Origin of the sequence: Phenylobacterium sp., from assembly GCF_030693805.1 — a bacterium.
In the GTDB taxonomy this organism is placed as follows: domain Bacteria; phylum Pseudomonadota; class Alphaproteobacteria; order Caulobacterales; family Caulobacteraceae; genus Phenylobacterium.
This window is the reverse complement of the sequence record NZ_JAUXZW010000134.1, coordinates 1-13310: the sequence shown is the minus strand read 5'-3', so window position 1 is coordinate 13310 and position 13310 is coordinate 1. Positions and strand designations below refer to the sequence as shown.

The 13310-nt window shown below is 68.8% G+C and carries 12 protein-coding genes and 1 pseudogene; 6 read left to right on the top strand and 7 right to left on the bottom strand.

Features of this window, described 5'->3' with window-relative positions:
* The 3 genes from Q8M88_RS06050 to lptF form a co-directional block, all read right to left on the bottom strand.
* Window positions 1-837, bottom strand: an 837-nt coding sequence (locus Q8M88_RS06050) for an LPS-assembly protein LptD (protein WP_371132639.1), incomplete at its 3' end; no start/stop codon positions are given.
* A 169-nt stretch (window positions 838-1006) separates the two neighbouring features.
* Complete coding sequence (lptG, locus tag Q8M88_RS06045) at window positions 1007-2110, bottom strand: LPS export ABC transporter permease LptG (RefSeq protein ID WP_305595399.1); 1104 nt, start codon at window positions 2108-2110, stop codon at window positions 1007-1009.
* Window positions 2107-3237 carry an LPS export ABC transporter permease LptF gene (lptF, locus tag Q8M88_RS06040; protein ID WP_305595397.1) on the bottom strand — a complete coding sequence of 377 codons (1131 nt, stop codon included), beginning with the start codon at window positions 3235-3237 and terminating at the stop codon, window positions 2107-2109. Before lptF ends, lptG begins: the two co-directional genes overlap by 4 nt.
* A 159-nt stretch (window positions 3238-3396) precedes the next feature.
* On the opposite strand from lptF, the gene Q8M88_RS06035 reads away from it, so the two are divergent.
* The 4 genes from Q8M88_RS06035 to Q8M88_RS06020 all read left to right on the top strand — a co-directional run bounded on the left by Q8M88_RS06035 (window position 3397) and on the right by Q8M88_RS06020 (window position 6601).
* Window positions 3397-4881: a leucyl aminopeptidase gene (locus tag Q8M88_RS06035; RefSeq protein WP_305595395.1), complete on the top strand. Its 1485-nt coding sequence runs from the start codon at window positions 3397-3399 to the stop codon at window positions 4879-4881.
* Window positions 4882-4892: 11 nt separating this feature from the next.
* The gene (locus tag Q8M88_RS06030; protein WP_305595393.1) at window positions 4893-5339 is read left to right on the top strand and encodes a DNA polymerase III subunit chi; all 447 of its coding nucleotides are present in this window, start codon (window positions 4893-4895) and stop codon (window positions 5337-5339) included.
* Window positions 5336-5650: an I78 family peptidase inhibitor gene (locus Q8M88_RS06025; protein ID WP_305595391.1), complete on the top strand. Its 315-nt coding sequence runs from the start codon at window positions 5336-5338 to the stop codon at window positions 5648-5650. The genes Q8M88_RS06030 and Q8M88_RS06025 overlap by 4 nt, the downstream gene beginning before the upstream one ends.
* 93 nt (window positions 5651-5743) lie before the next feature.
* Window positions 5744-6601 (top strand): pirin family protein, encoded by an 858-nt coding sequence (locus Q8M88_RS06020; protein ID WP_305595389.1) that lies wholly within the window; start codon window positions 5744-5746, stop codon window positions 6599-6601.
* A gap of 4 nt (window positions 6602-6605) precedes the next feature.
* Here the strand turns inward: Q8M88_RS06020 and Q8M88_RS06015 are convergent, their stop codons facing one another.
* Window positions 6606-8495, bottom strand: a complete 1890-nt coding sequence (locus Q8M88_RS06015; protein WP_305595387.1) for an ABC-F family ATP-binding cassette domain-containing protein — start codon at window positions 8493-8495, stop codon at window positions 6606-6608.
* A gap of 220 nt (window positions 8496-8715) precedes the next feature.
* Here Q8M88_RS06015 and ndk point away from each other — a divergent pair, with 220 nt between their 5' ends.
* Window positions 8716-9135, top strand: coding sequence for a nucleoside-diphosphate kinase (gene ndk, locus Q8M88_RS06010; protein WP_305595385.1), 420 nt, complete (start codon window positions 8716-8718; stop codon window positions 9133-9135).
* 39 nt (window positions 9136-9174) lie between these two features.
* Here ndk and purM read toward each other — a convergent pair whose 3' ends face one another.
* Complete coding sequence (gene purM, locus Q8M88_RS06005; protein WP_305595383.1) at window positions 9175-10200, bottom strand: phosphoribosylformylglycinamidine cyclo-ligase; 1026 nt, start codon at window positions 10198-10200, stop codon at window positions 9175-9177.
* Window positions 10201-10282: 82 nt separating this feature from the next.
* On the opposite strand from purM, the gene rnd reads away from it, so the two are divergent.
* The gene (rnd, locus tag Q8M88_RS06000; RefSeq protein WP_305595381.1) at window positions 10283-11452 is read left to right on the top strand and encodes a ribonuclease D; all 1170 of its coding nucleotides are present in this window, start codon (window positions 10283-10285) and stop codon (window positions 11450-11452) included.
* On the opposite strand, the gene Q8M88_RS05995 is transcribed toward rnd, so the two are convergent.
* Window positions 11449-12768 (bottom strand): MFS transporter, encoded by a 1320-nt coding sequence (locus Q8M88_RS05995; protein WP_305595379.1) that lies wholly within the window; start codon window positions 12766-12768, stop codon window positions 11449-11451. The genes rnd and Q8M88_RS05995 overlap by 4 nt on opposite strands.
* Window positions 12769-12863: 95 nt before the next feature.
* Window positions 12864-13310: pseudogene (locus tag Q8M88_RS05990) on the bottom strand (Ppx/GppA family phosphatase); the annotation flags it as partial.

The following is a 13310-nucleotide window of genomic DNA, read 5'->3' as shown; positions in this document are numbered from 1 at the left end:
GCCGCGGGCCAGAATGTAGCTGCGGGAGGTGGCCTCGCCAAACCGGCCCGTGGAGTCGAAGTCCTCGGCATAGGTGTAGCCGCCCCGGACATCGATCTCGCCGGAGTAGAAGCGCTTGCGATACCGGGCGTTGAGGAAGGGCTCGACCTTGACGTTAATCTGCGGGCTGAGCGTCAAGTCCGAATAGTCTGACAGAACAACCAGATACGGCTGTTCATAGGAAAGTCCTCTCCGGTCGGACGCCGAGATGTCAGGGGTCAGGAGCCCCGACTTCCGCTCCGCCTGTGGGTCAGGATGCCAGAACAGGGGCATGTAGAAGACCGGCGCGCCAAAGAGACGGAACACCGCGTGACGGTAGTAGACCAGCTGTCGCTCGCGATCCTGGACCACCTTGTCGGCCTGGATCGACCAGGTCGGCGTCTTACTCTCGCTGTCGGCGCAGATATCGCAGGGCGTGTAGATCGCCCGATTCAGTTCGTTGACGTTCTCATTTCGTCGGACGGCGCTTGCCGCGGCGATCTTAACATTCTGCGGGAGCCGGGCGGAGAAGCCTCGGGCGACGCCCGCCCGCATCTGATCGTCCATAACGATCTCCCGGGCGAACTCGACGCTGCCGTCGGGGTTGGAAATCTGGACGTTTGAAGCCTCGAGCACACCTTTGGCTTCATCATAGACAATGGTGTCAGCCCGCAGGTTGCGGCTGTCGTAGCGCGCTTCGACCTGGCCGGAAGCCGTGGTCCGGGAGGCCGTGTCGTCGCGCAGCACCGACTCCGCCTCGAGATAGATGGCGCCGGCGGTCAGCCCGTCCGCCCCTGGCGGCGGCGTGGGGGTCGGCACGACGGCGTCCTGGGCCGACGCTGCGCCTGCGCACAGGCTCGCCACCGCGACCCCCGCCAGGAGGTTGCGCTTGACCGAGGCGAGCGAGGTGCGCCGAGGTGACGTCTTCAAACGTGAATCCCTTCTTGCCGCGGGCCGTGCGCAGGGAATAGCGGCGTGGCGGCGTCTTTCAACCGTCTTCGGTGTAGCAGAGCAGGGTGAACCCCGACAGCAGCGCCACGACCGGCGGCGCCCAGGCCGCCGCGAACAGCGGCAGGATGTCGGCTTTCGCCAGCGCACCCGAGAATTGATTGAAGAAGAACACTGCGAATCCCAAGGCCACGCCCGCCCCCGCCAACCCCGCCAGGCCCCCCAGCCGTGACAGCCGAAGCGAGAATGCCGCGGCCAGGATCAGCATGGCCGCCAGCAGCATCGGGCTGGCCAGCAGTTGCTGGAAGCGCAGCCGGTAGCCGCTGGCGCTGAAGCCGGCCTGCTCTGTCAGCTTGATGGCCTTGGGCAGCCGCCAGAAGCCGATAGCCTCGGGCGAGGCGAAGCGCTCCATCGCCGCCTCGGCGTCGAGGCTGGAGCGGATCGAAAGGCTGTCGGAGCGGACCGAGCTTTCCCCGGCCCCGGCTTCGCGCACGTCGGTCAGCTTCCAGAACCCCGGCATCAACCGCGCCTCGCCGGCCTCGAGCCGGCGCTTGAACTCAGGAATCCCGTTGGCGTTCTTCTGGTAGATGAACAGCGACACGCCGCGCAGACGCACCATGCCGCCCACGGTGTCGCGGGACTTGGCGTGGATGACGATCTGGTTGCGCTCGTCGCCCTGGCGCAGCCAGGCGGCCTTGGGGGCTCCGGCCGGCGTATTGTCCAGCAGTTCGGCGCGGTTGGCCTCGAAGCGGGCGCTGAGCATGGCTGCTGCGGGGTTCAGCACGGCCACGGTGAGCACGCCCACCAGGAACGCTCCGGCCGCCGCCGGCAGGATGAAGCGCCAGGCCGAGATGCCGGCGGCGCGCATGGCGACCAGCTCGCTGCGCCGGTTGAGGCCCACGTAGGCGCTGATCCCGCCGAACAGGAACACGAACGGCAGCAGCATCAGGATCAGGGCGGGCGCGCGCAGCAGGGTGAGGATGAACAGCCGGCCGACGCCGACGTCGGCGCTGAGGCCCACCGAGCGCGACAGGTCGACAAATTGAACCAGCAGGATCACCGCCGAGACCACGGCCAGCGCCGCGCCGACGCCGGTCATCACCCGGCCGACCACGTAGGATTCGAGCCTGCCCGCGCCGATCATCCCGCGGCTCCGGCAAGCGCCATGGGCGGCCGACGGCGGACGCGCGAGACGTGTTGGTGGAACACTCCGCGCAGGGCCAGCGCCGTGGCGATCAGCGGAATCGCATACTGCAGGATGTTCAACCAGGCGGAGGATTCGCTGGCCGCCTGGGCGATGAAGCCGAGGATGCGCATGGTCGCGGCGGCTCCCGCAGTGATGGCGATGCGGCGATTGTAGCCCAGCCGGCTGAAGGTCCCGCCGATGATCGCCGACAGCGCCAGGGCGACCACGGCGATGTTGTAGAGCGGACTCGCCAGTCGCGCGTGACCCTCGGCCCACAGACGCTCGCGGTTGCGGCTCTCCCAGTCCTGCTGCAGGTCGGGGAACATCAGCTCGTGGAGGTACCGGTCCGAGGGCTTGTAGTGGATGATGTCGTCGTTGTCGGCCAGCGGGCCCAGGTCGAAGATGTACTCGTCGAAGGTCAGGAAGTTCAGCACGCCCGCCTTGTTGAACTCCTGGTTGGAGCCCTTCTGCATCACCAGCACGGGACGCCCGCCGCGGGTGGCGACGCGACCGCGGTCGGCGGTGTAGGTGGTCTCTCCGCCATCGGCCTTGGTTTGGTGGATGAACAGGTTGCGGATGGTCCCGTCGCCGTCAACGGTCTGGGCGTAGACGGCGAGGCCCGGCGCGGGCTCGGTGAATTCGCCTTCGCGCACCAGGGTGGCGGCAAGGTCGGTTCGCACCTCGAACAGCGTCTGGCGCATCTCGCGCGCCGCCAGTGGTTGGATGAACAGGTTCAGCAGCAGCGCCAGGAACGCCACCGTGGTGCCCAACTTCAGCGCGGGCGCGATCACCCGCCACCGGCTCATGCCGCCGGCGAAACAGACGACGATCTCCTGTTCGACGTGCAGCCGGTTCAGCGACACCAGCGAAGCCACGAACAGCGCGATCGGCAGGATCATGTTGATCAGCTGCGGCATGGCCAGCACGGTGATCTTGACGAACACCAGCGCGCTCTGGCGCTGGTTGACGATCAGATCAAGCGCCGACAGGCTTTGACTGAGCATGGCGACAGCGGTCAGCGCGGCCGTCGCCAGGAGCGTCGGGCCGAGCAGCTGGCGAAGCAGATAGCGGTCGATCAGACGCATGGATGAAATTAGGGGTGCGACGGGGATGATTTGGGCGCGCGCCCTCCGCCGACCTGTTCTAAATCATGCGTCGCCGCGCCAGACAACCGCCGGGCCAGCGGGTTCGCGACGCGACACCGCGTCACGTGCGCCCTGGCCGCAAGCTTTGAGAGAGTGTGGATGGAAATTGAATTCGTCGCCGCCGACGCCGGCACGCCCGACCGAACCGCTTCGGCGATCGTGGTGTTCGAGGGCGGGACGCTCGCCGGCGCCGCAGGCCGCGCCGACCAGGCGAGCGGCGGCCAGATCGGCCGCGCGCTGGCCGCCGGCCGCTTCACTGGCGCCAAGGGGCAGATCCTCGACCTGCTCGCGCCTGCAGGCCTGAACGTCCAGCGGCTGCTGTTGGTGGGCGCCGGCAAGGCCGAGGCCTTCGACGACCTGGCCGTGGAACATGTCGCGGCTTCGGCGTTCAATGCGGTGAAGGGCTCTGGCCTCACCACGCTGCGTCTGGAACTGCCCGACCCAGCGGCGGCGCGCTCGGCGCGCGCCGGCTTCGCGGTGCGGCTGGCCGCCTATCGGTTCGACCGCTATCGCACCACGGAGTCCGCCGACAAGAAGCCGTCGGTGAGCCTCGCCCAGGTGGTCAGCGACGACGCGGCTGCGGCGCGCACGGCGTTCGAGCCGATGTCGGCGCTGGCGGACGCAATCGCGTTCAGCCGCGACCTGGTCTCTGAGCCGGCCAATATCCTCTACCCCGAAGAGTTCGCCCGACGCGTCAAGGCGTTGGAAAGCCTGGGTCTGGAGGTCGAGATCCTGGGCGAGGCGCAGATGGCCGAACTCGGCATGGGCTCGCTGCTGGGCGTGGGCCAGGGCAGCGTGCGCGAGAGCCAGCTCGCGGTGATCCGCTGGAACGGCGCGGCCGACAAGGACGCGCAGCCGGTGGCCTTCATCGGCAAGGGCGTGTGCTTCGACACCGGCGGCATCTCCATCAAGCCGGCCGACGGCATGGAGGACATGAAGTGGGACATGGGCGGCGCGGCCGCGGTGGCCGGCCTCATGCATGCCCTGGCCGGTCGCAAGGCGAAGGTCAACGCCGTAGGCCTGCTGGGCCTCGTCGAGAACATGCCGGACGGGAACGCCCAGCGGCCGGGCGACGTGGTCACCTCTTTGTCGGGACAGACCATCGAGGTGATCAACACCGACGCCGAAGGCCGACTCGTGCTGGCGGATGTGCTCTGGTACTGCCAGGACCGCTTCAAACCGCGGTTCATGATCGACCTGGCGACCCTGACCGGGGCGATCATCATCGCCCTCGGCCACGATTACGCGGGGCTGTTCTGCAACAACGATGCGCTGGCCGGAGAGCTGCTGGGCGCGTCGCTCGCGGAAGGCGAGGGGCTGTGGCGCATGCCTCTGCCGGCGTCTTACGAAAAGCAGATCGACAGTATGATCGCCGACATGAAGAACGTCGGCGGTCGGCCCGCCGGCTCGATCACCGCGGCCTTGTTCCTGCAGAGGTTCGTTCGCAACCTGCCGTGGGCCCACCTCGACATCGCCTCGACAGCCTGGAAGAAGCCTTCCATCGTTCCGACCATTCCCGACGGGGGGAGCGGCTTCGGCGTGCGCCTGCTGAACCGGCTGGTCGCGGACCGCTACGAGGGCTGAGGCGCAGACGCATGACCGAGGTCTGGTTCTATCACCTGGAACGGACCAGCCTCGATCAAGCCTTGCCGGAGCTGCTGGAGAAGACCCTGGCGCGGGGCTGGCGCGCGGTGGTGCGGGCGCGAGAGCCGGCGCGGATCGACCACCTCGACGGCTGGCTGTGGAGCTACCGCGACGACAGCTTCCTGCCGCACGGGCCGGTTCAGGAGCCGAACGCGGAACGCCAACCAATCGCGCTCACCACCGATTTCGACAACCCCAACGCCGCTGACGCCCTTTTCCTGATCGATGGCGCGGAGCCGGGAGAGCTTGCCGGCTACGTCCGCTGCGTGGTCCTGTTCGATGGGGGCGACGAGGCGGCGCTGGCGACGGCTCGCGCGCAATGGAGCCAGGTCAAGTCCATGGGGTTGAGCCTCTCCTACTGGAAGCAGCAGGGGCGGGGGTGGGAGAAGCAGGCATGAGACGGATCATCGTGGCGGGATGCACGGCGGGCCTGCTGGCCCTGGCGGGTTGCGCGGCGCCCTTGCCTGAGGCCCCGCCTGTGGCGCTGGCTCCGCCGCCGTCGCCCGCACCTGTGCGCGACGAATGCGGCGCCCAGGCTCTGCAGAGCCTGATCGGCCGGCCGCGCACCGAGATCCCGGTGCCCGTGCTGCCGGCGCTGCAGCGGGTGGCGTGCACGAGCTGTGCGGTGACCCAGGACTATAATCCGCGCCGCCTCAACTTCTTCTTCGAGGCCGACAGCGGGCTGATCGCCGAGATCAAGTGCGGTTGAAGCGCCGACTTTAAGTCTCGCGCAGGCCTTCCCGTAGGGATACGCCTCCCGCTTCGTGCGCTGTCATCGGCGTTGGAGGGGAGGGCGACCGCCATGAGTTCACGGAGCGTCGTAGCCCTGCACGCCAGTCCGCGCGACGACATCGGCGACCTTGTGACACGCAGGCCCCTGCCTGGCGCAGGCCTGGATCAGCTCGACCCGTTCCTGTTCCTCAACCACCACGGGCCACAGACCTATCCTCCGGGCAACGCCGGCCTGCCGTTCGGGCCGCATCCGCACCGCGGGTTCGAGACCGTAACCCTGATCGTCGAAGGCGAGCTCGCCCACCACGACAGCGGCGGGCATGAGAGCGTGATCCGCGCCGGCGGCGTGCAATGGATGACCGCCGGGCGCGGCGTGGTCCACGCCGAGCTGTCGCCGGCCGCGTTCAAGGCCAAGGGCGGCCCGCTGGAGATCCTGCAGCTCTGGGTCAACCTGCCGGCGCGGCTGAAGCTGACCACGCCGCGCTACATCGGCCTGCAGCGCGCGGCCATTCCGGTCGTCCAGCTGGATGAAGGACGCAGCCGTCTGCACCTGATCTCCGGGGCTCTGGAGGGGCGGCAGGGTCCGATCAGCTCGCTCACCGGGGTGTTCATGTCGACGGTGGATCTGAAGGCCGGCGCGCGAACCTGGCTGCCCGCCCCGTCAGGGCGCACGGTGTTCCTCTATGTGGTGCGCGGGACGGTCAGCGTGGCCGGGACGCCGGTCGCGGCCCACCACCTCGTCGAGCTCGGCGACGGCGACAGCGTCGAGGTGGCGGCGGAGGCCCCGGCGTTGCTGATGTTCGCCCACGCCGACCCGATCGGCGAGCCGGTGATCTCCTACGGTCCATTCGTCATGAACACCGAGGAGGAGATCCGCGAGGCGATCGCCGACTATCAGGCCGGCCGTTTCGGCGACCTGCCGGGGTAGGCGGTCAGGCGTCGCTCTTCAGCGCCTCGAAGGCTTCCTGGGCTTCGATCCATTCGTGTTCGGCGGCGTCGACCTGGGCCTGCGCCTGGGCGCGGCGGCGGCCAAGCTCGGCGGCTTTGGCCGGGTTGTCGGTGAACACAGCAGGATCGCTGAGCGCGGCGTCGATCTCCGCCAGCGCCTTGGCGGCGCGTCCGAGCGCGGCCTCGGCCGCTTCGGCGCGACGGCGCGCGGTGCCGGTGGGGACCTTCGGCTTGCGGACCACGATAGGCGTGGCGGCAGGCGCCGCCTCGGCTGGCGCGGACTTCGTCTGCGAGTTGTTTCGCGCGGCGATGCGCGCGCGGTCCAGCACGAAGCGCGCGTAATCGTCCATGTCGCCGTCGAACGGCGCGATGGACCCATCGGCCGCCAGCCATAGCCGGTCGGCGACCAGCTCCATCAGCGAGCGGTCGTGGGTGATCAGGATCACTGCGCCCTCGTACTCGTTCAGCGCGTCAAGCAGGGCGCGGCGCGAGTCGATGTCCAGGTGGTTGGTCGGCTCATCGAGGATCAGCAGGTGCGGGGCTTCCATCGCAACCAGGTTCAGCAACAGCCTGGCCCGCTCGCCGCCCGACAGGTTGGCGACGGTGGTCTCGACCTTCGACTGGCCCAGGCCGAACTGCGCCAGGCGCGAGCGGCGCGCCGCCTCGCTGGCCTCGGGCAGGGCGCGGCGGATGATCTCCAACGGCGTGTCGCTGGGGTCCAGCGCCTCGATCTGGTGCTGGTGGAACCAGCCGACGCGCATGCGCCGATCACGGTGCATGTGGCCGGCTTCCGGCTTCAGCGCGCCGGCGACCATCTTGGCGAAGGTCGACTTGCCCGCGCCGTTGACGCCCAGCAACCCGATGCGGTCGTCGACGTCGAGCCGCAGGTTCAGGTGCTTCAGGATCGGCGGGCCGCCGTAGCCCACGTCGACGCCCTCCATGCGGATCAGCGGCGGGGCCAGCGGGCGCTCGGCGGAGGGCAAGGTGAAGGGCGCGGTGCGCTCCTCGATGGTCATGGTGACCGGCGGCAGCTTGGCCAGCATCTTCAGGCGCGACTGGGCCTGGGTCGCCTTTGACGCCTTGGCGCGGAAGCGATCGACGAACGACTGCATGTGCGCGCGTTTCGCTTCGATCTTGCTGCGCATGGCGTCGGCCAGGCGAGCCTTCTCGGCGCGCTGGTTTTCGAAGGAGTCGTAGCCGCCGGTGTAGATCTCCAGCTTGCCGTCGAAGAGATGCAGGATGTGGTCGACGGAATTGTTCAGCAGCTCGCGGTCGTGGCTGACGATGACGGCGGTGTGCGGGTACTTGCGCAGCCGCGCCTCCAGCCAGAGCGCGCCTTCCAGGTCGAGGTAGTTGGTCGGCTCGTCCAGCAGCAGCAGGTCGGGCTCGGCGAACAGGGCCGCGGCCAGCGCCACCCGCATCCGCCAGCCGCCGGAGAATTCCGACATCGGCCGCGCCAGGTCGGCGTCGCTGAAGCCCAGGCCGGAGAGGATCTCGGCGGCGCGGGACGGCGCGCGGTCGGCGTCGATCTCTATCAACTGGGCGTAGACCTCGCCCAGATGCTCCGGCGAGGCGGTTTCGAGCTCGGCCATCAGCGCGGCGCGGCGCACGTCGGCGGCCAGCACGGTTTCCAGCAGCGGCACCGGCGTCGCGGGATGTTCCTGGTCGACGGCGCCGATGCGGGCGGCCTTGGGCAGGCTGATCTCGCCAGAGCCCAGCACCAGCTCGCCCTGGATCAGCTTGAACAGGGTGGTCTTGCCGACGCCGTTGCGGCCCACCAGGCCCACCTTGGCGTCCTTGGGCAGGTTGACCGAGGCGCCGTCGAAGAAGCGGCGGCCCCAGGCGTCGAACACGAGGTCTTGGATCTTGAGCATGGCGGTTACGGGAATACGGGGTGGATAGGCGGCGCGTTCGGCGCGCCGGGCGGTCCTTCGTCGTCGCTAGAGCGTCCGACCTAGGGTCGCATCCGCCTTCTCCTGTATCGGCGGCGGCTTCTAGCAGAACCCGCGTCCCCTCGCCAGTGCGGCTTGGCGCGGCGGCAAGGCGCGGCTATAAGCCCCGCCTCCCCGAACAGACGAAACCGTGAAGAGACCCATGACCGAACGCACCTTCTCGATCATCAAGCCGGACGCCACGGCCCGTAACCTCACCGGCAAGATCAATGCGGTGATCGAGGACGCCGGCCTGCGCATCGTCGCTCAGCGCCGCATCCGTATGACCCGCACCCAGGCGGAAAAGTTCTACGAGGTCCACAAGGAGCGCCCGTTCTACGGCGAACTGGTCGACTTCATGACCTCGGGTCCGGTGGTCGTGCAGGTGCTGGAAGGCGACGGCGCGGTCGCGAAATACCGCGAAGTCATGGGCGCGACGAACCCCGAGCAGGCCGCGGCGGGCACGATCCGCAAGCTGTTCGCGGTTAATGTCGGCGAGAATTCGGTGCACGGCTCCGACAGCGCCGACAACGCCAAGCTCGAGATCGCCCAGTTCTTCACCGACGCCGACATCGCCGGCTAAGGCGCTGCTCCCTTCCCCCGCCAAAAGGGGAAGGGTACTTCAGCCGGCGGCGAGCTGGCCGCAGACGAAGGCATGTTCGCCGGCTTCCAGGAGGCCCGCGAGGGCGTCGGCGGCGTCCTGCGGCGCGACGACCAGGACCAGGCCGACGCCGCAATTGAAGGTGCGGCGCATCTCGTGGGTGTCGACGCCGCCGGCGCTCTGCAGCCATTCGAACACAGGCGGCAGGCTCCAGCTATTCCAGTCGAACTGGGCGGCGAGGCCCTGCGCGATCACCCGGGGCGGGTTTTCGATCAGACCGCCGCCGGTGATGTGCACCACCGCCTTGATCCGGCCGGCTTTGATCTGCGGCAACAGGCTCTTCACATAGATCCGGGTGGGCGCCATCAGCGTGTCGGCGAGGCTCTGGCCGGGCGCGAAGGGCGCAGGCGCATCCCAGCCGAGCCCAGACCGCTCGACGATGCGGCGGATCAGCGAATAGCCATTGGAGTGGGGGCCCGAGCTCGCAACGCCGATCAGCAGGTCGCCGGCCCGCTGGTCGTCCATGCGGGGCAGCACCGCGCCACGCTCCACCGCGCCCACCGAGAAGCCCGCGAGGTCGTAGTCGCCGTCGGCGTACATGCCGGGCATCTCGGCGGTTTCGCCGCCGACCAGGGCGCAGCCGGCCTGGCGGCAGCCTTCGGCGATGCCGGCGACGACCCTCACGGCGGACTCCACGTCGAGCTTGCCGGTGGCGAAATAGTCGAGGAACAACAAAGGCTCCGCGCCCTGAGCCAACAGGTCGTTGACGCACATGGCGACCAGATCCACGCCGACGCCGTCCGGCCGGTCGGCCTCAATGGCGATCTTCAGCTTGGTGCCGACGCCATCGGTTGTGGTGACCAGCAGGGGGTCGGAGAAACCCGCCGCCTTGAGGTCGAACAGGGCGCCGAAACCGCCCAACGCGGCGTCCGCGCCAGGCCGGCGGGTGGCCTTGGCCAAGGGCTTGATGCGTTCCACCAGCTCCGCGCCCGCGTCGATGTCGACGCCGGCCTGGGCGTAGGTGAGGCCGTTGGGCCGTTCGGTCATGATGCTCAAGCCTTGAAGAATTTGACGAACGCACGCAGCGCGCACTTGCAGACTCGGCCTCGCGCGGGGCTATAGCTAGCCGATGACGCCGATCACGACCACCGCCGACCTCGCGGCGTTTTGCGACAAGCTCAAGGGTCAGGAATTCGTCGCCGTGGACACAGAGTTCATGCGCGAGACGACCTACTGGCCCAAGCTGTGCCTGATCCAGGCCGCGACGCCCACCGACGAGGCGGTCATCGACCCCCTGGCCGAAGGCCTGGACCTGGAGCCGTTCCTGGAGATCCTGCGCGACGAGAGCATTCTCAAGGTGTTCCACGCCGCACGCCAGGACGTGGAGATCTTCTACAATCTGAAGGCCACGCCCAAGCCGCTGTTCGACACCCAGGTGGCGGGCATGGCGGCGGGCTTCGGCGAGCAGATCGCCTATGACGCCCTGGTGCGCCAACTGCTGAAGATCGAGCTCGACAAGAGCAGCCGCTTCACGGACTGGGCGCGCCGGCCGCTGTCGGACGCACAGCTCACCTACGCGCTGGCGGACGTGACGCACCTGGCCGCGCTCTACCCGATGCTGCGCGCGCGTCTGGAGAAGGAAGGCCGCTTCGCCTGGGTGGCCGACGAGATGGTCGGCCTGACCGACGCGTCCAACTATGACGTGGAGCCGGAGAACGCTTGGCGCCGGCTCAAGCCCCGCCGCACCACCGCCAAGTACCTGGCTGTCTATCGCGGCGTCGCCGCCTGGCGTGAACGCATGGCCCAGCAGCGCGATCAACCGCGCGGGCGCATCCTCAAGGATGAGGCGATCGACGAGATCGCCACCCAGGCGCCCACGGATGCGGACGGCCTCGACCGCCTGCGTTCGGTGCCCAAGGGCTTTTCAGGCTCGCGCTTCGGACCCGACCTGCTGACCGCGATCCGGACGGCGCTGAAGGATCCGGAGGGCTATGCCCCGGTGATCGAGCGCAGCAAGACTCCGCCGTCGCCGGCGGCCGGCGCTGTGGTCGAATTGCTCAAGGTGCTGCTGAAGGCGCGGGCCGAGGATGCGGGCGTCGCCTCCAAGCTGATCGCCACGGTCTCGGACCTGGAGTTGATCGCCAACGACGACAACGCCGCGACCCAGGCGCTCGCCGGCTGGCGGCGTCAGGCGTTCGGCGAAGACGCGCTGAAGCTGAAGCGAGGCGAGCTCGCCCTGGTGCTGGATGGGACGCGGGTGCGGGTGGTCGAGGTCCGGCGCGCACCGAAAGCCGGCTAGATCGTCGCAGCAGCCGCGGCAGCCTGGGCTTCCAGCGCGCGCGCCTTGCCGCGACGCGACAGCGAAGCGGCGAGAGCGAAGTAGAGCGCGGCCGTGCCCAGGATGAACGGCGCCAGCGCCGCCAGCCCGATTCCCAGCGACTGGTCGCCGAACTGCTTGGCGTGGTCGCTGACCAGGCCGACCAGCAGAGGGCCGCCGCTCAAGCCCAGCATGCTCTGCACGAACATCAGGATCGCCGAGGAGATCGCCCGTTGCGCCGGCGGCACGCTGTTCTGCACCACCGCGAAGATCGCCGGCTGGTAGGCCGAGTTCACGAAGAACGGCAGGCTCATGCACACCATCGACAGCGGCCAGCCTGGCGTCCACAGGGCGAACAGGAAGAACGGCAGGCTGATCAGGAAGGAGACGCCTGGCACCAGACCGTAGATGCGCGGGTTGCGCGGTCCCCATTTGTCGACCATCCACCCGGCCAGGATGGTGCCTGCGACGCCCGCGACGCCCGTGGCGACGCTGTAGTAGGCGGCGATCTGCGTCATCTCCATGCCCTTGGCGCGCATCAGGTAGGACGGCGCCCAGCCGACCACGGCGTTGCCGACGAACGACGAGCCAGCGGCGGCGAATGCGGCCAGCAACAGCGTTCGATCTCTGAAGAAGTACTTCAGCGCGGTCATCAGCGGCGGCGCCTTGGCGTGTTCGGTCTGACCAGCGGCCAGCGGATCCATCGCGCCCCGCTTGGGCTCGCGGACCACCACCAGCAACAGGATCGCCAGCAGCACGCCTGGCAGGCCGACTGCGAAAAAGGCCATCCGCCAACCGTGGACGGCGGCCACGTATCCGCCGGCGGCCGATCCCAGGATGACGCCGAGCGGAATCCCCAGGATGTAGATGGCCAGCGCCTTGCCGCGCCGTTCGGGCGGGAAGTAGTCGGAGATCAGCGAGAAGGACGGCGGCCCGCCGCCGGCCTCGCCGATCGCCACGCCGGTGCGAAACAACGCCAGCTGCACGAAATTGGTGGCCATGCCGCAGGCTGCGGTGAACAGGCTCCAGAGCGTGCAGGCCGCGGCGATGATCCACACGCGCCGCGCGCGGTCCGCCAGCCACGCCAAGGGAACGCCCAGGGTCGTGTAGAAGACCGCAAAGGCGAAACCGCTCAGCAGGCCGATGGCGGTGTCCGAGAGTCCGAGCTCCAGGCGGATCGGTTCGGCCAGGATCGCGAGGATCTTACGGTCCAGATAGTTGAACGTGTAGATCAGCGTCAGGATCGCCACGACGACGTAGCTGTAGGCCAAGGCTTTGCGGCTCTGCGGCTGCGACACGCGGCTTCTCCGTGGCGAATCCTGATCGCCGCTCGAGGCTTAACCTAGCGGCTCATACCTCCGCCATGAAGGAATAGACGAAGCGCGGCGCCGCCTCAGCCCAGCTGGGGCTTCAGGCGCAGGATCTGCGCCAGCGTGGCGGCCCGTTTGGCGATCTGCTCGCCCAGCAGGATATCCGCCCAGCCGGGTTCGGCGGAGAGCACCAGGCGGTCGCCATCGATGGTCAGGCGCGACTGCTCCAGCAGCTTGGGATTGCGGCCCATCAGGTCGCTGGCCAGCCTGACGCCTGCGCCGAGTGCGCGGGCGCGCTGGCGACGCTCGGCGCTCAACACCCGACCGACGATCTCGGGATGCGGCGGCGTGCTGGCGGCGGTGTGCCGGGCGAAGGCCGCGCAGGCGAGGAAGGCGCGCTCCGGATGGCTGAGCCCAGCCAGCGGCGCGCGCAGCACCTGGTCGAACACCACGTCGGCGCGATGATCGGGGTGCAGGCGTGCACCGAGGTCGGCGAGCCTGGCGGCCGCGCCCAACATGACGGCGTCGCG

Bases quoted from the DNA above. Each gene is read 5' to 3' on its own strand.
- Q8M88_RS06020 (WP_305595389.1), top strand. From the start codon at position 5,744: ATGAGTTCACGGAGCGTCGTAGCCCTGCACGCCAGTCCGCGCGACGAC.
- Q8M88_RS06030 (WP_305595393.1), top strand. From the start codon at position 4,893: ATGACCGAGGTCTGGTTCTATCACCTGGAACGGACCAGCCTCGATCAA.
- Q8M88_RS06015 (WP_305595387.1), bottom strand. From the start codon at position 8,495: ATGCTCAAGATCCAAGACCTCGTGTTCGACGCCTGGGGCCGCCGCTTC.
- rnd (WP_305595381.1), top strand. From the start codon at position 10,283: ATGACGCCGATCACGACCACCGCCGACCTCGCGGCGTTTTGCGACAAG.
- Q8M88_RS06025 (WP_305595391.1), top strand. From the start codon at position 5,336: ATGAGACGGATCATCGTGGCGGGATGCACGGCGGGCCTGCTGGCCCTG.
- purM (WP_305595383.1), bottom strand. From the start codon at position 10,200: ATGACCGAACGGCCCAACGGCCTCACCTACGCCCAGGCCGGCGTCGAC.
- Q8M88_RS06035 (WP_305595395.1), top strand. From the start codon at position 3,397: ATGGAAATTGAATTCGTCGCCGCCGACGCCGGCACGCCCGACCGAACC.
- lptF (WP_305595397.1), bottom strand. From the start codon at position 3,237: ATGCGTCTGATCGACCGCTATCTGCTTCGCCAGCTGCTCGGCCCGACG.
- lptG (WP_305595399.1), bottom strand. From the start codon at position 2,110: ATGATCGGCGCGGGCAGGCTCGAATCCTACGTGGTCGGCCGGGTGATG.
- ndk (WP_305595385.1), top strand. From the start codon at position 8,716: ATGACCGAACGCACCTTCTCGATCATCAAGCCGGACGCCACGGCCCGT.